The sequence below is a fragment of the Pseudomonas sp. B21-041 genome (genome assembly GCF_024748675.1).
Taxonomy (GTDB): domain Bacteria; phylum Pseudomonadota; class Gammaproteobacteria; order Pseudomonadales; family Pseudomonadaceae; genus Aquipseudomonas; species Aquipseudomonas neuropathica.
Window position 1 is genome coordinate 1,638,456 of record NZ_CP087175.1, and the last position, 25,150, is coordinate 1,663,605.

General features: G+C 58.1%; 16 protein-coding genes. 7 read left to right on the plus strand and 9 right to left on the minus strand.

Features of this window, described 5'->3' with window-relative positions; translation table 11 throughout:
- Nucleotides 1-277: 277 nt before the first annotated feature.
- The 4 genes from LOY43_RS07310 to LOY43_RS07325 all read right to left on the minus strand — a co-directional run bounded on the left by LOY43_RS07310 (nt 278) and on the right by LOY43_RS07325 (nt 4,501).
- On the minus strand, nt 278-2,110 hold the full coding sequence (locus LOY43_RS07310) for an ABC transporter ATP-binding protein (protein WP_093438109.1): 1,833 nt from the start codon (nt 2,108-2,110) through the stop codon (nt 278-280).
- 88 nt (nt 2,111-2,198) lie between these two features.
- Nucleotides 2,199-2,756, minus strand: coding sequence for a peptidylprolyl isomerase (locus LOY43_RS07315; RefSeq protein WP_258709408.1), 558 nt, complete (start codon nt 2,754-2,756; stop codon nt 2,199-2,201).
- Nucleotides 2,757-2,759: 3 nt separating this feature from the next.
- Nucleotides 2,760-3,563, minus strand: a complete 804-nt coding sequence (locus tag LOY43_RS07320) for an alpha/beta fold hydrolase (RefSeq protein WP_095049281.1) — start codon at nt 3,561-3,563, stop codon at nt 2,760-2,762.
- 14 nt (nt 3,564-3,577) lie between these two features.
- Nucleotides 3,578-4,501, minus strand: coding sequence for a LysR family transcriptional regulator (locus LOY43_RS07325; RefSeq protein WP_007914443.1), 924 nt, complete (start codon nt 4,499-4,501; stop codon nt 3,578-3,580).
- Between the two features lie 49 nt (nt 4,502-4,550).
- Between LOY43_RS07325 and LOY43_RS07330 the strand changes: the two genes are divergently transcribed.
- The 3 genes from LOY43_RS07330 (at nt 4,551) to LOY43_RS07340 (ending at nt 6,837) form a co-directional block, all read left to right on the plus strand.
- The gene (locus LOY43_RS07330; RefSeq protein WP_122608916.1) at nt 4,551-4,865 is read left to right on the plus strand and encodes a 3-phosphoglycerate kinase; all 315 of its coding nucleotides are present in this window, start codon (nt 4,551-4,553) and stop codon (nt 4,863-4,865) included.
- A gap of 230 nt (nt 4,866-5,095) precedes the next feature.
- On the plus strand, nt 5,096-5,695 hold the full coding sequence (locus LOY43_RS07335; RefSeq protein WP_095049283.1) for an FMN-dependent NADH-azoreductase: 600 nt from the start codon (nt 5,096-5,098) through the stop codon (nt 5,693-5,695).
- 284 nt (nt 5,696-5,979) lie between these two features.
- Nucleotides 5,980-6,837, plus strand: a complete 858-nt coding sequence (locus LOY43_RS07340) for a carboxylate/amino acid/amine transporter (protein ID WP_258709409.1) — start codon at nt 5,980-5,982, stop codon at nt 6,835-6,837.
- Between the two features lie 91 nt (nt 6,838-6,928).
- Here the strand turns inward: LOY43_RS07340 and LOY43_RS07345 are convergent, their stop codons facing one another.
- Complete coding sequence (locus tag LOY43_RS07345; protein WP_095049286.1) at nt 6,929-8,227, minus strand: mechanosensitive ion channel family protein; 1,299 nt, start codon at nt 8,225-8,227, stop codon at nt 6,929-6,931.
- Nucleotides 8,228-8,418: 191 nt separating this feature from the next.
- On the opposite strand from LOY43_RS07345, the gene LOY43_RS07350 reads away from it, so the two are divergent.
- Nucleotides 8,419-9,759, plus strand: coding sequence for a DEAD/DEAH box helicase (locus LOY43_RS07350; protein ID WP_038358505.1), 1,341 nt, complete (start codon nt 8,419-8,421; stop codon nt 9,757-9,759).
- Between the two features lie 55 nt (nt 9,760-9,814).
- Here LOY43_RS07350 and LOY43_RS07355 read toward each other — a convergent pair whose 3' ends face one another.
- The 3 genes from LOY43_RS07355 to LOY43_RS07365 form a co-directional block, all read right to left on the minus strand.
- Nucleotides 9,815-10,414: a hypothetical protein gene (locus LOY43_RS07355; RefSeq protein ID WP_220558291.1), complete on the minus strand. Its 600-nt coding sequence runs from the start codon at nt 10,412-10,414 to the stop codon at nt 9,815-9,817.
- Nucleotides 10,415-10,426: 12 nt separating this feature from the next.
- Entirely contained in the window at nt 10,427-11,011 is a 585-nt protein-coding gene (locus LOY43_RS07360) for a papain-like cysteine protease family protein (protein WP_095049288.1), read from the minus strand.
- Nucleotides 11,012-11,273: 262 nt separating this feature from the next.
- The gene (locus LOY43_RS07365; RefSeq protein WP_038358513.1) at nt 11,274-11,549 is read right to left on the minus strand and encodes a hypothetical protein; all 276 of its coding nucleotides are present in this window, start codon (nt 11,547-11,549) and stop codon (nt 11,274-11,276) included.
- Nucleotides 11,550-11,994: 445 nt separating this feature from the next.
- Here LOY43_RS07365 and LOY43_RS07370 point away from each other — a divergent pair, with 445 nt between their 5' ends.
- Together LOY43_RS07370 and LOY43_RS07375 are read left to right on the plus strand one after the other, a co-directional pair.
- On the plus strand, nt 11,995-23,220 hold the full coding sequence (locus LOY43_RS07370; RefSeq protein WP_258709410.1) for a filamentous hemagglutinin N-terminal domain-containing protein: 11,226 nt from the start codon (nt 11,995-11,997) through the stop codon (nt 23,218-23,220).
- Entirely contained in the window at nt 23,217-23,723 is a 507-nt protein-coding gene (locus tag LOY43_RS07375) for a hypothetical protein (protein WP_258709411.1), read from the plus strand. Before LOY43_RS07370 ends, LOY43_RS07375 begins: the two co-directional genes overlap by 4 nt.
- A gap of 74 nt (nt 23,724-23,797) precedes the next feature.
- On the opposite strand, the gene LOY43_RS07380 is transcribed toward LOY43_RS07375, so the two are convergent.
- Nucleotides 23,798-24,532: a thioredoxin family protein gene (locus LOY43_RS07380; protein WP_258709412.1), complete on the minus strand. Its 735-nt coding sequence runs from the start codon at nt 24,530-24,532 to the stop codon at nt 23,798-23,800.
- 172 nt (nt 24,533-24,704) lie between these two features.
- On the opposite strand from LOY43_RS07380, the gene LOY43_RS07385 reads away from it, so the two are divergent.
- Nucleotides 24,705-25,097: a transcriptional regulator gene (locus LOY43_RS07385; RefSeq protein ID WP_220558295.1), complete on the plus strand. Its 393-nt coding sequence runs from the start codon at nt 24,705-24,707 to the stop codon at nt 25,095-25,097.
- Nucleotides 25,098-25,150 lie beyond the last annotated feature (53 nt).

Sequence of the window (25,150 nt, forward strand, 5' to 3'; positions counted from 1 at the left end):
GAGGCGTCCTTGATAGCCCTGCTATCGAGACTGCATCGAGTTGTGCATCCCTGCAGATTTACGACAGGTTTCGTGCCGAAACCTTGGCTGAGTACAGCAGGCTTTCTGCGGATTTCCAGCGGCCACAAAAAACCGCCAGCGCCCGTGGTTGGCGGGCTGTGGCGGTGATTGTTCCCACGCTCTGCGTGGGAAGGCCTCAAGGGACGCTCTGCGTCCAGTGACGCGGAGCGTCACGGGCTGCATTCCCACGCAGAGCGTGGGAACAATCATGGGAAGGTCAATCGATGCCGACAAACCCTCCGGTCTGGTGCGCCCAAAGTCGTGCATACAAACCGCGATGGGCCAACAGCTCGGCATGGGTGCCGCTCTCGGCAATCTTGCCGTTCTCCAGCACCACCAGGCGATCCATACGGGCAATGGTCGAGAGTCGGTGCGCAATCGCGATCACGGTTTTGCCCTGCATCAACGTTTCCAGGCTTTCCTGAATCGCCGCCTCGACTTCCGAATCCAGCGCCGAGGTCGCTTCGTCCATGATCAAAATCGGCGCGTCCTTGAGCAGCACCCGCGCAATCGCAATGCGTTGACGCTGACCACCGGACAATTTCACCCCACGCTCACCGACATGCGCATCGAAACCCGTGCGACCTTCAGCGTCCGACAACAGCGGAATGAACTCATCGGCGCGCGCCTTGTGCACCGCGTCCCACAGTTCTGCGTCGGTCGCATCCGGTTTGCCGTACAGCAAGTTGTCGCGGATCGAACGGTGCAGCAGCGAGGTGTCCTGGGTGATCATGCCGATCCGTGCACGCAGGCTTTCCTGACCGACTTCGGCGATGTTCTGGCCATCAATCAAAATCCGCCCACCCTCGACGTCGTACAGGCGCAGCAATAGATTGACCAGCGTCGATTTGCCAGCGCCGGACGGCCCGATCAAACCGATTTTCTCACCCGGTTTGATGTTCAGATTGAGATCGCCGATGATCCCGCGCTTCTTGCCGTAGTGAAAATCCACGTGCTCGAAACGCACTTCGCCACGGGCCACTTCCAGCGGTTTGGCCTGCTCGTGATCGGTGACGCTGACCGGTTGCGAAATGGTCTGTAAGCCGTCCTGGACCATGCCGATGTTTTCGAAAATGCCGGTGACCACCCACATGATCCAGCCGGACATGTTGACGATGCGAATCACCAGACCGGTTGCCAGGGCAATCGCCCCGACAGTGATCAGCGATTGCGTCCACAGCCACAAGGCCAGGCCTGTGGTGCCGACGATCAACAGGCCGTTCATGGTGGTAATGGCGATGTCCATGCTGGTCACAACGCGGCCCGCCAGTTGGGCTTTTTCGGTTTGTTCTTCGATTGCTTCGCGGGCGTATTGCTGCTCGTAATTGGTATGGGCGAACAGCTTCAGGGTGGCGATATTGGTGTAACCATCGACGATCCGCCCCATCAGTTTGGAGCGTGCATCGGAGGACACCACCGAGCGTTCCTTGACCCGCGGCACGAAGTAACAGAGCGCGCCAATGTAAGCGGCGATCCACGTCAGCAACGGAATCATCAGGCGCCAGTCCGCCTCGGCGAACAGCACCAGCGAGCTGATCGCGTAGATCAGCACATGCCACAACGCATCCACTGCTTGCACCGCAGAGTCACGTAGCGAGTTGCCCGTCTGCATGATGCGTTGGGCGATACGACCAGCGAAGTCATTCTGGAAAAAGTTAAGGCTCTGCTTGAGCACGTAGCTGTGGTTCTGCCAGCGGATCATGCTGGTCATGCTCGGGCTCAGGGTCTGGTGCACCAGCAGGTCGTGCAAGCCGACAAAGACCGGGCGCAAGATCAGCGCGACCACGGCCATCCAGGCCAATTCCAGGCCATGCTCCTGAAAGAAATTCGGATTCGGTGCACCTTGGGCGAGGTCAATGATGCGACTGAGGTAGCTGAACAACGCCACTTCGATCAAGGCGCCGAACAGTCCGACGGTGAGCAGGGCGGCAAAACTCGGCCAGACCTGCTTCAGGTAATAGGTGTAGAAGGGCAGCACGCGATCCGGCGGGGATGCCGTGGGGGCGTCGCGGAACACGTCGATCAGTTGTTCGAAACGGCGATAGAGCATCAGATAACCGCCCGGAGCACGGGCTCTCCTTTTATCGGTGTGAGCGGCGCGGGATCAGGCCAGCGCCGCTCGATACGCCCTGTACAGCTTAGTCGATGACTTTGGCCGACTTGATGAATACAGGGTCGGCAGGTACGTCTTTCATGCCGCTTTTGGTGGTGGTCGGCGAGTTGACGATGATGTCTACAACGTCCATGCCTTTGACCACTTTGCCGAATACTGCGTAGCCGTCGCCCTGGTCGAGGAAGTCGTTGTCCTTGACGTTGATGAAGAACTGGCTGGTCGCCGAATCAGGTACGGAAGTGCGAGCCATGGACAAGGTGCCACGAACGTTAGCCAGACCGTTTTTGTGTTCGTTCTTGATTGGAGCCTTGGTATCTTTCTGCTGCATCTGTTGAGTGAAACCGCCGCCCTGGACCATAAAGCCCGGGATCACACGGTGGAAAATCGTGTTGTTGTAGAAGCCGCTGTTCACGTAATCGAGAAAGTTCTTGGTGCTGATCGGTGCCTTGACCGGATCCAGTTCGATTTCGATCTGGCCGTTGGTGGTGTCCAGCAGCACGTGCGGTGCCTTGGCCGGCGTGGCAGCCATCAGGTTGGCGGCAAACAGCACAGTACCAGCGGCGAGGGCGAGTTTTTTCAACATGGGTCAGTGATCCTGAGATTGAATATCGGCTGCGGCGAGGAACTCCAGCAGCGTTTGATTGAAACGTTCGGGTTGATCGAGCGGGGTGGCGTGGCGCGAATCGGCGATCACCACCAGCCGCGCATTCGGCAGCAGTTTTACATAGGTTTCTTTCAGTGCCACCGGTGTGTAGTCACGGTCGGCGCTGATGACGAGCGTTGGACAGGACACTCGGGAAAGTCGTTCCTGAACACCCCAGCCAACAATCGCATCGAAGCTGGCGAGATAAGCACGTTTGTCGTTTTTTGCCCAGCGTTCGGCCATTTTCTGTCGCAGATCCGCCTGTTCCGGTTTCGGAAAAAGTTTACCGCCGAGGGCTTTGCCGATGGTCGCGAGGCTGAGTACGCGCATCAGGCTCCAGCGTTTGAACCACTGCCAGTAGTCGTCGCGGCTGCGGATTTTGACTTCGGGTGCGCTGTTGACGATGGTCAGGCTCTTGAGCTGGTCAGGATGATCGACGCCGAACTGGAAGCCGATCATGCCGCCCATCGACAGCCCGACGTAGTGCACCGGGCCGAGGTTCAAGTGCTCGATCAGCGCCAGCATATCGGCACTGAAACCGGCGATGCTGTAGCGCTCGCGCGGTTTGTCCGAACGCCCGTGGCCGCGGATGTCCGGGACGATCACGCGGTAGTGCGCGGCCAGGGCCGGGATCTGCATTTCCCAGTCCAGTGTGCTCGAACCGAGCCCGTGAACCAGTAGCAACGGCGCGCCGTGGCCATATTCCTCGTAGTGCAGGTTGCAACCTTCATGTTCGAACCAGGCCATCGGTGAACTCCGTGTCAGGCTTGTTCAGGGGCGGCGAACGGTGCGTCCAGCGGCAAAGTGTCGAAGGTACGCAGCAGTTCGATGAGGATTTGCGTGGCCGGGCCCAGGGGTTTGTCCTTGTTCGAATACAGATAGAAGCTGGAGTTGCGGTTGCCGCCCCTGTCCAACGGTAGCAGCTTGAGCGAGCCATCCTTCAGCTCTCGTTCAATCATGTGGCGAGGCAGCCAGGCAAAACCGAGTCCGCTGCTGACGAACGTCGCCGCCGTGGCGAGGCTGCCAACGGTCCAGCGCTGTTCGGCGCCGAGCCAGCCGACATCCCGTGGTTGCTGGCGGCCGGAGTCGCGGATCACCACCTGCATCTGGGTTTCCAGATCCTGAAAGCTCAGCTCACGGTTGAGCCGGTGCAGCGGGTGATCGGGGTGGGCGACGGCGACAAACTCGACGTCGCTCAGCTCCGCGCCGAGGTAGCCGGGAATGCTCAGACCGGTGATGGCCAGATCGGCCACGCCTTCGAGCAGCACTTCTTCGACACCCGACAATACTTCTTCACGCAAACGTACGCGGCAGCCGCGACTCTGCGGCATGAACGCGGTCAGCGCGCGGACAATGCGTGCGCTCGGGTAGGCCGCATCGACCACCAGCCGCACCTCGGCTTCCCAACCTTGCTCCATGTGATGGGCGAGGTCTTCCAGTTGACTGGCCTGTTTCACCAGTTGCCGCGAGCGGCGCAGCAACACGCCGCCGGCTTCGGTGAGCACGGCTTTGCGCCCGTCGATGCGCAGCAACGGCACGCCGAGTTGGTCCTGCATGCGGGCGACGGTGTAACTCACCGACGATTGCGAACGGTGCAAGGCCTCGGCGGCCTGGGCAAATCCGCCGTGGTCGACCACGGCCTGCAATGTTCGCCATTGATCCAGGGTCACGCGGGGCGCTTTCATCAATAGCTCCTCTTGTCCTAAGCTGGCCGTCCCTCATGGAGACTGCCGAATGAAAAAATTCTGTTGTGTGCTGCTGGCGCTGCTGCCGCTGACTGCTTTTGCTTACCCGATCGATGTGCAGAAGGATCTCAACGGCATGAAGATCGATTACGAGACCTTCGATACCGATAACGACATCGGCTCGATTCGGGTGGCCAACTACGGTGATGTCGATGCAACGTGCAAGGCGGTGTTCAGCAATGGCCCGGAAGCACCGCGCACCCGCACGATCGAGGTACCGGCCGGCAAACATAAAAACGCCACGGCCAAGTTCACCCGCGAGATCATCAAGCTGCGCATCAAGCTGACCTGCACCCCGAAATAACGGTCGATCCCTTGTAGGAGTGAGCCTGCTCGCGATAGCGGTGTGTCAGATACATCTGTGTTAACTGACACACCGCTATCGCGAGCAGGCTCACTCCTACAAGGTGTGTGTCAGCATCTAAACGAATTATTCGATGCTTTGCAGCAATTATTTGCGCTTTTTCATCGATTCGACTCTGTTTAACCTTCATTCCATCGACCTACAACATTCTCGGATGGAGGCTACACACCATGTCCCGCGTTCTGATCATCGAAAGCAGCGCCCGCCAGCAAGACTCGGTTTCCCGTCAACTGACCCAGACTTTCATCAGTCAGTGGAAAGCAGCGCATCCCAACGATCAGATCACTGTGCGTGACCTCGCCGTGAACCCGGTGCCACACCTGGACAGCAACCTGCTAGGTGGCTGGATGAAGCCTGCCGAGCAGCGCAACGCCAACGAGCAAGCGTCGCTGGATCGTTCCAACGAATTGACTGATGAGTTGCTCGCCGCCGACGTACTGGTGATGGCCGCGCCGATGTACAACTTCGCCATCCCGAGCACCCTTAAGGCCTGGCTCGACCACGTGCTGCGTGCCGGCGTGACCTTCAAGTACACCGAAACCGGCCCGCAAGGCCTGCTCAGCGGCAAGCGTGCTTACGTGCTCACCGCTCGCGGCGGCATCTACGCCGGCGGTCCGGCCGACCATCAGGAACCGTACCTGCGCCAGGTCATGGGTTTCATCGGCATCAACGACGTGACCTTCATTCATGCAGAGGGCATGAACCTCGGTGGCGACTTCCAGGAAAAGGGCCTGAATCAGGCCAACGCCAAACTGTCTCAGGTTGCTTGATAGGTTAATCGCCAGATAATCCCCGATTGTTTAAGTGACCTGGCGCAACCCCTTCAAGGCTCTACGCGCATCGAACCTCCCTTTGCACTTGTTGCTCCTGAGTGCTGTAGCCCGATTGAACGCATTAGCGAGATCGGGCTTTTTTTTGCCTGTATTTTTTTTCGACGCAAAACTCCTGGTGAGAGCGAGCCTGCTCGCTCCCACAGGGGAATGTTGTGTTTCGGGCTATTCGCAGTGAGACCAGAAAACCGCTATCGTCGCCGCCATTCAAATTAGGGGCGAGCATGGGCTATCTACTTTTTGTCACGCTGATCCAGGCGTTTTCCTTCAGTCTGATCGGCGAATATCTGGCCGGTCATGTCGACAGTTACTTCGCGGTGCTGGTGCGCGTAGTGCTGGCGGGGCTGGTGTTCATTCCGTTGACCCGCTGGCGTTCGGTGGAACCTTCGTTCATGCGCGGCATGCTGATGATCGGGGCGTTGCAGTTCGGCGTGACTTACGTTTGCCTCTATCTGAGCTTCCGCGTGCTGACGGTGCCGGAGGTGTTGCTGTTCACCATCCTCACGCCGCTGCACGTGACGTTGATCGAGGATGCGCTGAACCGACGCTTCAACCCGTGGGCGCTGATCGCCGCGTTAGTGGCGGTGGGCGGGGCGGCGGTGATTCGTTTCGACAGCGTCAGTCCGGACTTCTTCATGGGCTTCCTGCTGCTGCAACTGGCCAACTTCACCTACGCGGCAGGGCAGGTGATGTACAAGCATCTGGTGGCGAAACACCCGAGCGATCTACCGCACTATCGGCGTTTCGGCTTCTTCTATCTCGGCGCGCTGGCGGTGGTGCTGCCGGCATTCCTGATGTTCGGCAAAGCCAACTTCCTCCCGGAAGCGCCGCTGCAATGGGGCGTGTTGCTGTTCCTCGGCCTGGTCTCGACCGCGCTGGGCATGTACTGGTGGAACAAGGGTGCGTGCATGGTCAACGGCGGCATGCTAGCGGTTATGAACAATCTGCATGTGCCGGTGGGGTTGCTGCTGAATCTGCTGATCTGGAATCAGCATGAGGAACTTGGAAGATTGTTCCTCGGTGGCAGCGTCATCCTTGCCGCCGTATGGATCAGCCGACTGGGCATCCGCCGCACTGCATGAACCCATGTAGGAGCTGCCGCAGGCTGCGATCTTTTGATCTTTAAGGTCAAAAGATCGCAGCCTGCGGCAGCTCCTACACGGGAATCGTGTGTTACATCAGGTGTTTTTGCGGCTCGGGAATGCTCGCCGCGCCAAGTACCGCCGGCAGCAGGCCAGAGCGCAAATCCCCGCCACTCGGTTGCTGATACAGGCTCAAGCCAAACTCCGGCAGCACCGCCAGCAGATAATCGAAAATATCCCCCTGAATCCGCTCGTAATCGGCCCACACCGTGGTGCGGGTGAAGCAGTAAATCTCCAGCGGAATACCCTGCGCCGTGGTCTGCATCTGCCGCACCATGCAGGTCATGTTCGGCTGAATCTCCGGATGACTCTTCAGGTACGCCAGTGCATACGCGCGGAACGTGCCGATATTGGTCATGCGCCGACGGTTAGCCGACATCGCCGCGACATTGCCCTGCGCTTCGTTCCACGCCTTGAGTTCAGCTTTTTTGCGGCTCATGTAATCGGTGAGCAGGTGCACCTGGGAGAGCTTTTCTTCTTCGTCGTCACGGATGAAACGCACGCCGCTGGCATCGATGAACAGGCTGCGCTTGATCCGCCGCCCGCCCGATTGCTGCATGCCGCGCCAGTTCTTGAATGACTCCGACATCAGCCGCCAGGTCGGAATCGAGACGATGGTTTTATCAAAATTCTGCACCTTGACCGTGTGCAGGGTGATGTCGACCACATCGCCATCGGCGCCGACTTGCGGCATCTCGATCCAGTCGCCGACCCGCAACATGTCGTTGCTGGTCAACTGCACACTGGCGACAAACGACAGCAGGGTGTCCTTGTAGACCAACAGAATCACCGCCGACATTGCGCCCAGACCGGACAGCAGCAACAGCGGCGAACGGTCGATCAGTGTGGCGACGATGATGATCGCTCCGAACACGTACAAAACCATTTTTGCCAGCTGCACGTAGCCTTTGATCGAGCGCGTACGCGCATGTTCGGTGCGTGCATAGATGTCGAGCAGGGCATTGAGTAGAGCGCTGACCGAGAGCAGCAGGAACAGAATGGTGAACGACAACGCCACGTTCCCAAGAAAGGTCATCGCGGTTTTGCTCAGTTCCGGCACCAGATGCAGGCCGAACTGGATGACCAGCGACGGCGTCATTTGCGCCAGGCGCTGAAACACCTTGTTGTGGCGAAAATCATTGATCCAGTGCAGCGCCGGCTGGCGGCCGAGCATGCGGCTGGCGTGCAGGATCAGGTAACGCGCCACTCGTCCGAGTACTAGCGCGATGACCAACAGCAGCATCAGCGCTAGGCCGGCCTGCAAAAGTGGATGCTGTTCGAGGGTGCCCCAGAGGTCCTGGGCGTTGAGCCAGAGCTGTTTGAAATCCATATGAGCAACGATTCTTCTGTAAGACGCGATGGGCGATTAGAGCATTTAAGACGCCGTGTATTACCGTTCAAGACAAATCGAGCAACAAAAAAGCCACTGATTACGTCCGTTTGTATAAAGAAACTCGGCCTGAGCGCTCGAAACCGGTAACCTATGCAGCTGTTTTTTTGCATATCTTCGAGGTAGCACCCGTGTTTTCCCAATTCGCCCTGCACGAACGCCTGCTTAAAGCTGTGGCCGAGCTGAAATTTGTCGAGCCAACGCCTGTGCAAGCCGCGGCCATCCCGCTGGCGCTCCAAGGGCGTGATCTGCGGGTGACGGCGCAAACCGGTAGCGGCAAAACCGCCGCTTTCGTTCTGCCAATCCTCAATCGCCTGATCGGCCCGGCCAAGGTCCGCGTCAGCATCAAGACGCTGATCCTGCTGCCGACCCGTGAACTGGCTCAGCAGACCTTGAAGGAAGTTGAACGCTTTTCGCAGTTCACTTTCATCAAGTCCGGCCTGATCACTGGCGGTGAGGACTTCAAGGTCCAGGCCGCGATGCTGCGCAAAGTGCCAGACATCCTCATCGGTACCCCGGGCCGGATGATCGAGCAACTCAACGCCGGCAACCTCGACCTCAAAGAAGTCGAAGTGCTGGTGCTCGACGAAGCCGACCGCATGCTCGACATGGGCTTCGCCGAAGACGTACAGCGTCTCGTCGACGAATGTCCTAACCGTCAGCAGACCATGCTGTTCTCCGCCACCACCGGCGGTTCCGGCCTGCGCGAGATGATCGGCAAGGTGCTGAACAACCCTGAGCACTTGCAGCTCAATGCGGTCAGCCAACTGAACTCGACCACTCGCCAGCAAATCATCACCGCTGACCACAATCAGCACAAAGAGCAGATTGTGAACTGGTTGCTGGCCAACGAGACCTATCAGAAGGCCATCGTCTTCACCAACACCCGCGCCATGGCCGACCGTATCTACGGCCGTCTCGTGGCTCAGGAATACAAAGCGTTCGTGCTGCACGGCGAGAAAGACCAGAAGGATCGCAAACTGGCGATCGACCGTCTGAAGCAGGGCGGCGTGAAGATTCTGGTCGCTACCGACGTCGCGGCCCGTGGTCTGGACGTTGATGGCCTGGATCTGGTGATCAACTTCGACATGCCACGCAGCGGGGACGAATACGTGCACCGCATCGGCCGTACCGGCCGCGCCGGCAACGACGGTCTGGCGATCTCGCTGATCTGCCACGGCGACTGGAACCTGATGTCGAGCATCGAGCGCTACCTGAAGCAGAGCTTCGAGCGCCGCACCATCAAGGAAGTCAAAGGCACCTACGGCGGACCGAAAAAGGTCAAGGCCTCGGGCAAAGCCGTTGGTGTGAAGAAGAAAAAGACCGACGCCAAGGGCGACAAGAAGAAAACCGCCGCCAAGACGCCGACCAAGCGCAAGAGCGTCAACCGTCCGAAGCCGGACTCGTTGGTGAGCAGCGATGGCATGGCACCGCTCAAGCGTCGCAAGCCAGCAGAGCCTGCGGCTGAGTAAGGCGTTTCAAGCGAGCATAAAAAACCCGGACAGTGTCCGGGTTTTTTTTCGTCCATCAGTTGCCGAGCTGGCCACTGGTGTCGGCATCAAAGCGCCGTTTGGCCTGATCAGCTACCGGTTTCAATGCTGCGAGCAAGGCTGCCTCGCTGTACAACCGCGTGACCGCCAGCTCCTTCGGCGTCGGCTCGATCGGGATCAGCACGTCCTCACCGTCGGCGTGCAGCCAGATCGCCACAACATGCAGCGCCGAGACAAACAGCACGCGCAGCTCAACGTTTTTACCCTGCAATTGCGGCGCTTGTTCCGCCAGTTTCAGCGCACCCACCGTAGCGGCGGCGTGATCGCCGTGGTTCAACGAGGCGAATTCGACATGCCCGCGCACCTCGGCCAATTGCGCATCGGCAATCGTCACGCCGTCGGCAAACACCAGGTAATGCCAGTCGCCGAGGCGGGCATCCTTCAGGCCTTTGCCGCTGCTCAGGTCTTCCAGGTTCAACGAGTAGCCACGATAGGCTTCGCTGAGGCTGATTTTTGCAGGTGCTGCGTTGGCGAACTGGCGATTGGCGCCAAAGCCTTGGGTTTGCAGTGCCGCTTGCAGCGCCGGGCGCAAGGTCTGTACGCCGTTGGAAGGCGCCTTTGGATAAGTCAGTTGCATGATGTCGCCCTCCTAGTTTTTAACGGTGAAGTAAGTGTGAGTCCAATTGCCGCCGCCGTTGTAGGCGCGGGGGAACGCGTTCAGTGCGCGGGTCGAATAGCCGTAGATCGAGTCCGCAACCAATACGTAATCGCCGTTGGTGCCGTAGATCGTCAGGAAGTGCGCACCGCCGCCGTACCAGGCGCAGCGCAGGCCGACCGGGCGGCCCATGCTGATCTGGTTCTGGATGGCCGACATCTGTAGCGAGCCCTGATTCATGCCGTTGTAGCTACGGGTGGTTTGCAGAGCGGAATCCAGATAGCCGTAGACGTTGCACGGCCCCGGCTGATTGCAGCAGTTGCGGTCGAGCTGAGTGCTGGCCACGCCGCACTGCGTCCAGTTGCCGGTGCCGTAATAGTTACCGACCGAGGCGGAAACGGCCGCCCAGCACCAGTTGGTCTGGGTCTGTTTCTGCATGTTGAAGTTAAGGCTGCCGGCGGCGAGGGCGCTGATTTGTTCAGCGGCCTCGACTTCGACCAGTTGTGGGTCGAGCAGGTGACTGGCCAGGCACCTTGGCAGTGATTCGCCGGTGAATTGTGTTGCTGCTGTGGTTAACATTTTTCAATCCTCCATGAGTGAAAACAAGCGTCCAGCTTGTGTGGGTGTAGCGGTGTTGCCGAGCGATCGGTGTGCAAGGGTTGCCATCTCCGATGGCCGGTTCCGATCTCGTTGCTCGATGTAACCGTAGATGTGGATATGCGTTAATGCAAATAAATAAATGCATAAATGCATTTTCAGGGTCAAAAGATCGCAGCCTTCGGCCGTTCCTACAGGGATCGATGTAGGAGCTGCCGCAGGCTGCGATCTTTTAATCTGGCTTTTAGCTTTCCGCTTTTTTCTCCGCCGTGCCCAACTCTTTCAACCGTTGATCAATCAACTGACATTTATCCGGCAGATCGGCACTGGCCGTGCCCAGATCCATCTTCTGCAACTCGGCGTTGATCTCCTTGGCCTTGGCCGGATTCTGTTCGGTGAGCTTGGCGACTTCCTTGGCCAGTTGTTCGCGTTTGGCGGTGGCTTCTTCCGGCGTGCAGGCCCAGACGGGCAGGGCGCAGGCAAGGGTGGTGGCGATCAATAATGTGTTAAGGATTTTCATGGAGGGCGGCCTCAGTTCCGGTCAAGGCGAGTTGATCGGTTGAGGGCTGCTGGCCTGGAAAAGTTCAGTGCAATGCACGTGATGCGTGTCGATTTGTGTGACCGATAAGTCGCTATTTTCGGCAAAATTTCGATTATGTCCCGAAAAGCCGCGTTCTAGAGCGGTTGCCCAAAAAGCCTTATTACGACTTATTGACGCCAGAATGATGGCAATCTACCATCGCGCCATCACATTGATATCAATGTGCGCTTTCGAGGGATCGAACCGACTTTTCGCAGTCTGCACTGCGATTGTTTTCGCATCGTTTTGGACGTTCTGACCGAAACGCGCATTTATCCCCATTTGTTTCTTTCACTCTCCCGGCAGCCTGTTTTTTTTCCGGGTAGGGACTGCTTTGCCTGTCGATTGCCCCGATCAACTTGCCCGTTGCAAAGAGACTTTAAACATGGACGTTCGCCATTACGCCTTCCTTGCTTGTCAGCCTGCCGCTGCCGTGAAAAAACGCGATTTATTCCTTGGCATGCCCAAGCGCGGCCTGGCGTTCCTGTTGGCGAACGTGATGTTCTGGCAACCGATGTGGGCGCAGGCCGACGGCATTGTCGTGGCCAACCCGAACACCTCGCTGGATCGCGCCGGCAACGGCGTGCCGATCATCAATATCGCCACGCCCAATGCCAGCGGGCTGTCGCATAACCAGTTCCACGACTACAACGTCGGCGCGCAGGGGCTGATTCTCAACAACGGTTCGACGCAGAATAATCTGACGCAGTTGGGCGGGCACATCATCGACAACCCGAACCTGAAAAACAGCGGTTCGGCACAGGCGATTCTCAACGAAGTCATCAGTGGCAACCCGAGCCAGTTGCGCGGTTACACCGAAGTGGCGGGGCAGTCGGCGCGGGTGATTGTCGCCAACCCTTACGGCATCACGTGCAACGGGTGCGGTTTCATCAACTCACCGCGTGTGACTTTGACCACCGGCAAACCAGTGCTCGACAACGGTCGGCTGGATCGCTTTCAAGTTGATCAGGGCAGCGTCGCTATTGAAGGCGCGGGACTCAACGCGACCAATGTCGACCGCTTCGAAATCATCACCCGCAGCGCGAAGATCAACGCCGAGATTCAGGCGCAGAACCTGACGATTGTCGCCGGTCGCAACGATGTCAACGCGCAAACCCTGAATGCCACCGCCCGCGCCGATGACGGCAGCACCAAGCCGCAACTGGCCATCGACTCCTCGGCACTCGGCGGCATGTACGCCGGGGCGATCAAACTGGTCGGCACCGAGGCCGGGGTCGGGGTGAAACTCGATGGCAAGCTGATTGCCAGTGGCGGTGATATTCAGCTCGATGCCAACGGCCAACTGAGTCTGGCCGACACCTCGGCCACCGGCGCGGTCAACGTCAAGGCGGCCAGCCTCGACGCACGCGGCCCGGTTTATGCCGGCACCGCGCTGAACGTGCAAACCCAGGGCAACCTGACTAACCGCCAGACCCTCGCGGCCCGCGACAGCATCAGCCTCAGCGCCGGCGGCCAACTGACCAACGCCGGCGCCATCGAAGCCGGCGTCAACGCCGACGGCAGCCGCAATGCCAACGGCGACCTGAGCCTCACCGCGCAAAACCTCGACAACACCGGCAAAAGCCTTACTGCCAGCCGCAATCTGACCATCAATACCGCACAAACCCTGAACAACCAGGGCGGTACGCTCAGCGGCCAAACCGCTGCGATCAGCGCCGGCACGCTGGATAACCGCAACGCCGGCAAGGTGCAGAGCAACACCACCCTGAACCTAAACGCCGCGCAGGTGCTCAACAGCCAAGGCGTGATCACCAGCAACGCCAGCCTCACCGCCAACATCGGCCAGTTGATCAACAACAGCGGCGAACTCAGCAGCCAGACCGACGCGGTTCTCAACGTCACCTCGCTGGACAATGTTGCCGGCCTGATGAGCGCCGGCCGTCTGCTCGACATCAGCGCCCTAGGCGCGATCAACAACCGCACCGGCAAGATCGGCGCCAAACAGACCCTCACGCTAAAAGCCCAACAGCTCGACAACAGCCAGCAAGGCCAGTTGACCAGCGAAGGCACGCTGACCACGCGGATCAGCGAGCAACTGAACAACCAGAACAAGGGCCTGATTCAGGCCAACGGCGCCATGGACGTGCAGGCCACGCGCCTGGATAACCGCGCCGGCAAGATTTCCAGCCTCGACACCCTGACCGTCAGCAGCGCCAACACCGACAACCGCGGCGGGACGATCCGCGCCGACCAGGCCGCCAAACTGCTGATCGACAACCTGGACAACCGCGACAAGGGCCGCCTCGAAAGCAAGACGGCGCTGAGCTTCGACGGCAACACACTCGATAACAGCAATGGCGGCCTGCTGACTTCGACCGGTCTGTTGAGCCTCAAAGCCAAAGCAGTCACCAACGATGGCGGACGGATTTCCGCCAAAGGTGATATCGACGCCAACGTCGACACCCTCAATCAAGAACACGGCGAACTGGTCGCCGAAGGCAATCTGCTGCTGACCGGCAAAACCCTCAATAGCCATCAGGACAGTCTGGTCGGTTCGCTCAAGACTTTGACCGTCAACGTCGAGCAGATCGACAACCGCGCCAGCACACTGTCCAGCCAGCTGGATTTGCACATCAACGGTTCGCGCCTGGACAACAGCGATGGCGGCAAGGTGCTGTCCGACACCACACTGGCGCTGAAAGTCGCGCAGATCATCAACGCCACCAACGGCCTGATTTTCAGCAAAGGCGCGAGCACCCTCAGCGGCATCGGCCTGAGCAACGTTGGCGGGCGCATCGTCAGCCAGAACACGCTCGGGCTGACCTTCGACGAGGCCATGGACAACCAGCAAGGCCTGATCAGTAGCGAAGGGCAGATGACCCTCAGCGCCGGCAGCCTCGACAACCGTCTGGGCAAACTATCGAGCCTTGAAGCGATGGCACTGACCGCCAGCGGTGCCGTGCTGAGTCAGGGCGGCCTGATCGTTTCGCAGAAAGGCCTTACCTTTAAAAGTGGCAGTCTGGATAACAGCGACAACGGCATCATCAGCGCCAAGGCTGATTCGACCCTGACTACCGGTGAGTTGAAGAACCGCCAGGGCGGCAGTATCGCCACCGATGGCTCACTATTATTGACCGCCGCGCACCTGGACAACTCCGGCGGCAGCCTCGGCAGTCAGCAGAAACTCGAAGTCTCGGTGACTTCGCTGGCGCAGGACGGCGGCGAGCTGTTCAGCAACGGCGACCTGACCCTGGACATGAACAACGGTCTGCTCAATAACCAGCGCGGCAACATCCATACGCCGGGCCAGCTGCTGCTGAAAAACCTCAAGGACGTCAACAACAGTGCCGGTGAAATTTCCGCCGCCAAGGCCTGGAGCGTCAACGCGCAAAGCCTGAACAACGACGGCGGCAAGTTGCTGAGCAATGAAAAGCTCACCTTGGCCATCGAGCGCGCGTTGAGCAACGTCAAAGGTCTGATTGCTTCCGCCAACCTCGACAGTCGCAGCGACAGTTTGAACAACAGCAGCGGTGACATTCGCGTACGCGGTGATGTCGATTTCAGCGTGACTGGCATGTTCGATAACCAGAACGGCGTGGTCATCGCCGACAACGGCCTGACGATCATCGCCGCGAGTCTGGATAACCGTCAGGAAGGTCTGATCGGCTCAACAAAAGCGCTGAACCTCAACGTCGCTCGCGTCGACAACCGCAGCGGCGAGTTGTCGAGCAAGAGCGATGTCAGTCTGATCGGCGCCTGGCTCGATAACAGCAACAGCGGTTACATGCTCGCCGGCGGCAATCTGGCGCTGACCGTCAATGACGTCATCAACCGCAATAAAGGCCTGCTGTCCGGCGACAGCGGGCTGACGCTGAGCGGCAAGACGCTGGAAAACAGTGGTCGCCTGACCAGCCAGAAAGACCTCGCGATCAACCTGTCTGAAGACCTGAACAATGCGCAGGGCAGCGTCGTCAGCGAAGCTGCTCTGGCGATCACCGCGCAAAGCCTCAACAACGACGCCGGCACGGTTTCCAGCGCAAAATCGCTCACCGTCGACACGCGCGGCGCCGTCAGCAATCAGGGTGGTAGCCTGCTGACCGATGGTGATCTGACCCTCAACAGCAGCGCGCTGGATAACCAGCAAAAAGGTGTGATCAGCAGCAAGGCCAACCTCAACATCAGCACTGGCGAGTTCAACAACAGCCAAGCGAATATTTACGCGGCCGACCACGTTGAGATCAATGCCGGTCAGGTGACCAACACCGCAGGCAGCCTCGGCGCGGGCAAGACGCTGACCGCCAATATCCAAGGCCTCGACCAGCAGGGCGGCAAACTGTTCAGCGGCGGCACCGTCAGTGTCGATCTGAACGGCAGCGCGCTGAATAACCAGGGCGGCGTGATCAACGCGCCGGACCAGTTACTACTGAAAAACCTCTCCGACGTGAACAACCGTGGCGGCGAGATTTCCAGCGACAAGGCTTTTGAACTGATCGCCACATCGCTGGACAACAGCGGCGGCCAACTGCTGAGCAACCATAAACTCACCGTGACCCTCGACAAGGCGCTGACCTCGATCAAAGGCACGATTGCCGCTGCGGCGTTGCAGGTTCGCGCGGCGAGTCTGGATAACAGCGATGGCGGCGTGTTGCTCAGTGACAGCGACATCGAGGTGAGCGTCGATGGCCTGCTGAAAAACACTAATAAAGGCAGCATCCGCGCCGCACAACAACTGACCCTGAACAGCACCGGCCTGAACAATCAGGGCGGCACGCTGGTCGGCGTTTCCGGGCTGAATATGGATCTGGGCGCCACCGCGCAGGATCTGAATAACCAGAACGGTGTGATCAGCAGCAAAGGTGGGTTGAGCATTGCCCATCTGCGCGACCTGAATAACCAGAACGGCGTGATCAACAGCAAAGGCGTGCTGAGCATCGCCACCCTGCGTGACCTGAATAACCAGCAAGGCGAAATCTCCAGCGTCAACAGCTTCAGCCTCACCGGTAACCGTTTCGATAACCGTGGCGGCAACCTGATCAGCAACGATCAGTTGAGCCTCACGGCTGCCGAACTGAATAACCAGGGTGGACTGATTTCGGGCTGGAAGAGTGTCACCCTTACAGGCGGCACGCTCGATAACAGTCGCGAAGGCACCGTCTCCAGTCTGCTCGGCAACACCAGCATCGACCTCAGTGGCGCGTTGATCAACCACAGCAATGGGGGCGTGGGCGGCAAAGGCGAGGTGAGCATCAAGGCTACCAGTCTGGACAACAGCAACGGCATCGTCACGAGCGGCGGCAAGCAGACGTTGACGATCAGCGGCGGCAACATAAGCAACACCGCGGGTGGCTTGATCGAAAGTGGCGACGCACTGGATATCCGCGCCGCCACGCTGGACAACACCTCCGGCAGAATCAGCGCCACCAAAGCCCTGAATTTCACTGGCACGCAACTGAACAACACCAGCGGCAGTCTGGTTGGTGATGACAGCGTCACCCTCGACCTGCTCGGCGCTCTCAGCAATATCAATGGGACTCTGGGCAGTACCGGCGCATTCTTGATCAACCGCTCCACCAGCATTGATAACCGCGGCGGGCAATTGATTAGCCAGACCCTGCTGAGCCTGTTTACCAGCGGCGATTTGAACAACAGCCAACGCGGCACCCTGTCGGCCAAAGATCAACTGGATATCGCCGCTGGCGGCACGCTGCATAATGAAAACGATGGCTTGATTTCCAGCCGCGATGCCGGTGTAACCCTCACCGCCGCCGCACTGAACAACGGCAAAGGCGCGGTGCAAAGCATGACCGCGCTGACCGTGATCACGGGCACTGGCGCCATCGACAACCAGGGCGGCAAGATCATCGCCCAGAACGGCGACCTTACCCTCACCGCCGCCAGCCTCGACAGCCGTGGCGGGGTGCTTTCAAGCCTCAAAGGTCTGCTGCAAACGCGCCTGAACGGCGTGTTGCGCAACGGTCAGGGCGGCAAGATCGAAGGCAGTCGCCTCGACCTGCAAGCGCTGGGCGGCATCTACAGCGACGGCGGACGAATCGCCGCCAACACCGGCAACATCCTGCTCAACGCTGGCGGCAACACCCTCGACAACAGCGGCGGCGGGATCTATGCCAAAGGCGTAGTGAAAACCATCGCCGGTTTGATGAGCAACAACAACGGCCAGATCAGCGGCAGCCGCATCGAGCTGGGTGCCGATGGCAACCTGAGTAACCACAGCGGCCTGATCGAAAGCGCCGGCACACTGGCGATTCGCGCGGCCAATCTCGACAACCAGGGCGGCAAGCTGCGCGCGCTCGGCACCAGCGGCAAAACCGATTTCCAGATCGGCAGCCAGTTCGACAACCGCAACGGTCTGGTGGAAACCGCCAACACCGATTTCACACTGGCCGCTCCGAGCTTCCTAAATGCCGGCGGTTCGGTGACGCATGTCGGTCTGGGCGAGTTCGGCATCTCCACCGCCAACGTGATGAACGCCGGCGGCTCGCTGGTGACCCGTGGCGGCCTGACGCTCAACGCGGACAGCTGGACCAACAGTAGCGTGATTCAGGCGGGGCGGTTGACGGTGAATGTCGGCAATTTTGTGCAGACCGCGAGCGGGCAGTTGCTCGCTTCGAATCAACTGGTGGGGCGTGGTGGCAACTGGAGCAACGAGGGCTTGATCGCCAGTGACGGCAGCCTGGATATCCAGCTGTCCGGGAATTACGGCGGTAATGGTCGTGTCAGCAGTCTGGGCGATATGACCCTCAATGCTGCGCAACTGGGCCTGACCAGCGCCTCAAGCATTGGAGGTGGTGGCCTGACCACCGTTAACGTCGGTGGCCTGCTGAACAATGCCGGCGGACGACTGACGTCCAACTATGCGATGACGATCAACGCCGGTGCGGTGAGCAACACCGGTACGTTGGGGGCTGCGCAGGATCTGACGATCAGGACTGCAAATCTGGTGAATAACCGCGGCCTGGTGTTCAGCGGCGGCAATATGAGTCTGCTGGTTAACGATTTCACCAACCAGACCGGTGACGTTTACAGCATTGGCAATTTGACGATTGGCGGGCAATACGGCGGGCGGGCGAACAGTGTCAATAACCTCGCGGCTTCGATCAATGTGGATGGTGATTTTTCGCTGTCGGCCAATAGCTTCAATAACAAGACGGAAGGGGTTGTAGGCGAGGAAAAGTTTATCTCCGGCGACATCACCTTCAGCGGCACTACGTTCTACGTCAATGAAAACTTTGAATCCACCTCGACGATCACAGGGCCGCAAGCATCGCTTTCGGTGGCGGGAAATCTGACTGCCAATGTGGGGGCTTTCACCAATACTGCGTCGCTGATTTCTGCAGGCAGGAACATCAAACTCGACGTCGATACTTTCGATAACTTCGGGTTGCAGTCGGGCAGCTTTACACGGATGCGCGTTTATAAACTAGGCGGGCTACCGAATAAACAAACCAGTTGGGTCAGCGTCGATCTGCAGAACTATGCAGACCGAAACTCAAAAAACCAATATGACTACATAGATACCTGGCACGAACCCGACAAGGGAGGGACTCACTGGGATTATCAATCGCTGGACAAGCAACTCATGAACAGGGTCAATACCAAGTTCGGTATTGGACCTGAAGTCGCAGTGCCTTCGCAGATTCTGGCGGGCACCAAGCAGCGCGACGACCGAGTGTTCACTAATGGCGGAAGTAGTGTCTCCTCTATCGTTCAGGCCGGCCAGGCGGTCCAGATCAACGCCAAAACCACGATCAACAACGGCAACCTGAACCCGTACACCAATTTTGGTGGCACGGTAAAAGACACGGCCGACACCGGGGTAAAGAACTCCGCCAAACCCACCGTCGTTTTCTTGAATCCGCAGCTGCCTCCGGATCTGGCTCAACAGCAAGTCAATCCGCTGGCCCTGCCGGGCTTCACCTTGCCAACCGGTGATAACGGCCTGTTCCGACTCAGCCGCAAGGACGGTAGCGAACAGACGATTGTTGCGGCTAAAGACTGGACCATTGGCACCATCACTGCCGCACCTGCTGGCCACGCGGGCGGTATGCCAGTCAAACATGCAACGGATTTCCAGATCGACAAGAACGATCCGGTTTCGGTTAAAAACCGTGAACTGGCGTTAGCCGATCGCCCATCGCTGAACCTCAACGACAAAATTGCTGACATAAACGTCAACGCTGCCGCTGGCGATGGCCCCGTTGGCGTCATGCTGCCCAATCGTGGGGACTCTTCATTCAATGTCCCGCGTGTTCAAGGCTTGCCTGACACCAGCGTACGTTCCAACCCACATAAATACCTGATCGAGACCAACCCGGCGCTGACCGATCTCAAGCAGTTCATGAGTTCGGATTACTTGCTCGACAAGCTCGGCTACGACCCCGACAACAGCGCCAAGCGCTTGGGCGACGGCCTGTTTGAACAACGTCTGGTGCAGCAAGCCGTGGTCGCCCGCACCGGCCAGCGTTTCATCGACGGCCAGACCTCCGACGAAGCCATGTTCAAGTACCTGATGAACAACGCCATCGCCAGCAAGAATGAACTCAACCTGTCGATGGGCGTGACCTTGACCGCCCAGCAAGTGGCGGCACTGACCCACGACATCGTCTGGCTCGAAGAGCACGAAGTGAACGGTGAGAAGGTGCTCGTGCCTGTCTTGTATCTAGCCCATGCCGATAACCGCCTGGCGCCGAACGGTGCGCTGATCCAGGGCAATGATGTTGACCTGATCGCTGGCCAGAACCTGACCAACGCAGGAACGTTGCGTGCTACCAACAATCTGGCGGCCAGTGCCGGGCAAGACCTGACCAACAGTGGCTTGATTGAGGCGGGGAATCGGCTGGGGCTGCTAGCCACCCATGACATCATCAATAAATCAGGCGGTGTCATTTCCGGACGCGATGTCACTATGGTGACGCTGACCGGAGACGTCATCAACGAGCGCACGGTCAACAGTATGGTCTTCAACAACAAGGGCCAAATCCAGCAACGTGACTACGTTGATAGCGCTGCACGTATCGAAGCAGCCAATGATCTGACCATCTTCTCGGGCCGGGACGTGCTTGGCATCGGTGGGGCCATGTCCAGTGGGGGAGACACGCGGATCGAGGCCAGTCGAGATATCGCCATCGCTTCGGCCCAACAGCTGAGCGTTGACAGTGGCGGCAAGGAACAACGCAGCTCCATCACACAGTACGGATCCAGCATCAATGCCGGACGCGATATCCTGATGAGTGCGGGCCGTGACTTTGCCGCCGTGGGCAGTGACATGAATGCCAAGCGCAATTTCACCCTCGTTGCAGAGGGTGATGTGACGATTGCTTCAGCCGCTGATGAAAGTCACTCCTATTCAAAAACCAAAAAACTCACGACTCAGGAAGATCACGTTAAACAGATTGCCAGCACGATCACTGCCGGTGGTGATGTCGCGATCCGGGCAGGTAATGATTTGGCGCTGATCTCCAGTCGTATCACCGCTGGCGATGAAGCCTATCTGGTGGCGAAGAACGATATTCAAGTGCTTGCCGCACAAGACACGGACTACTCTTTGTACGACAAAAAAGACAAAGGCAGTTTTGGCAAAAAGAAATTGAAGCATGACGAAGTCACGCAGGTGACGAACGTTGGCAGTGAGATTACGACCGGTGGAAACCTGGCTGTAGTAAGTGGCGGCGATCAACGATTCCAGGTCGCGAAACTCAACAGCGGTGGCGACATCCTGTTGGACAGTGGTGGGCAGATTGTCTTTGAAGGCGTGAAGGATCTGCACGATGAGAGCCATACGAAAACCAACAATAATGCGTTCTGGAACTCTTCTAAAGGTAAGGGCAATACAGACGAAACGTTCCGTCAGACGCAGATGTTTGCCAAGGGCGACATCGTCATCAAAGCGGTCGATGGCCTGAAAATCGATGTAAAGCAGGTCAATCAGCAAACGGTCAGCGAGTCCATTGATGCCATGGTCAAGGCCGATCCGCAGATGGCCTGGCTTAAACAGGCAGAAGAACGTGGCGATGTGGACTGGCGGCAGGTCAAGGAGATTCATGAGTCTTTCAAATACCAGAACTCCGGATTGGGGCCAGCTTCACAACTGATCATTGCCATCGCCATGGCGGCCATCCTCGGACCGATGATGGCCGGCATGAACGCAATGTTGCAGGGAGTCGCCATTACCGCCGCAACCAAAGCGACGGTCAGCACGATCGACAACCGCGGTAACCTTGGAAAAGTGCTCAAGGACGTTACGTCCGAAGATGCCTTGAAAAGCTACGTCGTGGCGGCGGCAACTGCAGGCGTTACTCAGGGAATGAAGTTCGATGTGGGCAATATCACTCTGACGCCGGAGGGGCTCAAGGCCGTGGCGACCAAAGTGACTGCCGATGCGTTGATCAAAACCGTCGTCTACGGAGGCAGCTTCAAGGACAACCTGGTCAGCTCTGCGGCCGGAACGCTGGCCAGCATCGGCGCAGCCATGGGCGCTGGGGAAATTGGCGACCTGAAACTGCCCGAGGGCAGCCTGGAGAAAATTCTCCTGCACGCCGGACTCGGCGGTCTGGTGTCCAAAGCCATGGGCGGAGATTTTGGCACCGGAGCGCTTGCCGGTGGTGCCAACGAGTTTCTGGTCGGTTTGCTGGGCGATAAGCTCTTGCCGGAAAACTATGTTCCGGGAACCCCTGAATACATTCAGGCGCAGGCCAATCTGCTCGCCGTCTCACAAATAGTGGGGGTGTTGGGCGCTGCCGCTTCCGGTAGCGATGTGGGTATCGCCGCTTCGGTGGCCGCCAATGGAACGCTTTACAACTATCTGTCTCACCAAGCCTTCGAGGAAGTCGAAAACTGTCTCAATGGCAAAACCTGCACGACGAAGGAACAGAAAGACGCTGCCATCGCCAAGGCCGAAAAGCTGAGCGAATTTCTCGATTCGGAAATGCGCAGCATGTGTGACAAGGCCCCCCAAAGTGATGGCTGCCGCACGGCGGTCAACTCGGCACTCAAATACATTGCCATGCAGGATGCGTGGAATGTCATGCACAAAGACGTGGCACGTACATCGCAAACGACCTTTGACTATCTCTACAACACCCAAGGTGCTTCTGATCGTCTGGTGACCTATCTGAACACGATCGATAACCGAGCCAACTTTTTCGGTGCGAGCAATGTGTATGAGCAACAACTCGGAATAGGCGCGTCATGGTTTGGAGGCGCTGAGACCGTTTCCCGAGCGCCGTTGACCGGTCTGGGCGCAGATGGCAATGCATCGTTCCTCAGCTTTGGTCTGGGCTGGTTCCTGGCGCCCGTTTATGACTGGCGTAAAGCGGCTGGCGATGCGTTGATTACAGGCGGGTTTGATAACTTCAAAGACCTTTACAATAAAAACGCTACGGATCCGGCAGGCTGGGATATCAAACAATTGAAGAACGAGCAGTCGTTGTTGCAGACCATTCATGAGAAGTTTCTGGGTGATCACACGTTCTTTCAAACGGTTGGCAAGTACGCAACAGATACATCACTCAACCCGTTTATTGGCGACAAACAGGGCGTCGATGGTGGCGTGATTATTTTGAATTACGACTCAAGGGTCGAATATGGTTGTAAATTGCTGGGTCTTTCGAAAAGCCAGGGTTGCGCACCATGAGTAAGACGGGGTATCCACGCCGCAGGGTTTTTCTGGCGTTTCTTTTATGCCCGTTCGTTTTGGGGTTCATTGGGGGGATCATCAAGACCATCACTCTGCTTGCTCACTTGGTCAATACCCCGAAACTCTTGGGCGAGGTCAGGGGAGGCGAACTGGTTCTGATGCCGCTATTAGCGCCATTTCTTGCGCAACTGATTTTCCTCCTGCCCTTTTTAATATTGGCAGGGGCAATTTCATTGCTGAAGGTCAGGAGGACGACGGCGAACTGTTCGCTGGTGGCACTGGCGGGTGCCAGTGTCGCCACCGGGTGGGTGTTTTGTTTCGTCCTGCTCGTGGTGTTCGACGAAGACATTAAGGGCGGCGGGATTTCGGATTATCTGATGGAGTTGTCGGGCGTGTTTTTCGCATCACTGGCGACGTGTTGGTTCGCCGCCAGATTGTTCCTTCCTCAGGGAAACATTGATATCTACCGCTCGGGCGACAAAACAATTCAGGGTCCCTGAACAGGCGCCCGGAAGGATGCGAAACAGGGCACTTGTGAGCGCGCCCACTCTCACTATTTCCATCTACTCAATACTTATTTTTCGTGGCAGCAACTGGACGCTTTTCCCTCTTCATATCGATCATGGTGCCGCACCCACTCCATGATCTCGTCCTCATTCCTGCCCTTGGGCGTGAGGTCGAGATAGTTGTAGGCACCTACCAACATGTCCAGACCGCGAGCGTAAGTTGAGTAGGTGTGGAAAATGTCGCCGTTCGCATCCCGATAAAACACGCTCAGACCAGGCATTTCTTCCTCAGCACTGTCAGTCTTTTCGTAGTTGTACGTAGCCTTTCCGGCCGCGACATCCTCAGCCCGGGCACAAACGCCGAAGTCATAGTTGAAGTCGCAACCTTCCGACGACACCCAGTCGAACTTCCAGCCCATGCGCCGTTTAAAGTCTTGGAACTCGTTGAACGGCGCGTGCGAAACCGCAACCACGGCGATGTCGTGATGAGCCAGATGCTGGTTGGCACCGTCGATGTGGTCGCTGAGGAACGAGCAACCCTGGCAACCTTCCTTCCAGTCCTTGGCAAACATGAAGTGGTAGATCACCAGTTGGCTGTGTTTACCGAACAGATCCCCCAGCTTTAATTCGCCGTTCGGGCCCTGAAAGCGGTAGTCCTTGTCGACCTTTACCCATGGCAATGCGCGACGTTTGGCGCTGAGGCGGTCGCGTTCTTTGGTGAAAGCTTTTTCGTCAGCGAGATGCTGCTTACGGGCGGCGAGCCATTCTTCGCGCGACACCACCGGATGATTCTCAACGTTCATGATGATTTCTCCTGCGGGGTTGAAGCCTGTTTCAGACTAGTCGTTTAACCCTGCGCAGGATCGACAGACCGCCGGTCGGTCGCTGCGGGAAATGCGGCTGAACGGCTGACAGCCACTCCGGTCACAACCTATGAACGCGCCATAAATCACGCGCACCGGAGGTTGTATCAGGATGACGACTTATAACTGGGATTTGATTGAACGCTTACTGCACGAAGTGCAGAACAGTGCCGGCCACAGTTTTGCCCCTCGGGCTTACGCCGAAGATTATGCGGCGGCGAAAGCCAGCGCCGGCGAGCCGATCGAGAATCTGGATCATCTGAAAACGCTGGCTTGCGACTATGAACGGTTGTTGCTCTTGCGCGGCTATATCGCACCGCGCCCGGATGAGGAGGGCAGCACCGGAAACAATTTTGTTCTGACCCCGCGCGGTTCCAGCTTGCTGAGCCTGATCGACAGCAGCATTCCTGGCAATGATCACCCGCGTCAGGTGCTGGATGAGCAAGAGGATGCGCTGGCCGAGGCGACCTTTGAGGAAGTGGCTTCGAAAGCCCAGATCGCCTGAGTTCATGCAGATCCCCCTGTAGGAGTGAGCCTGCTCGCGATAGCGGTCTTCCA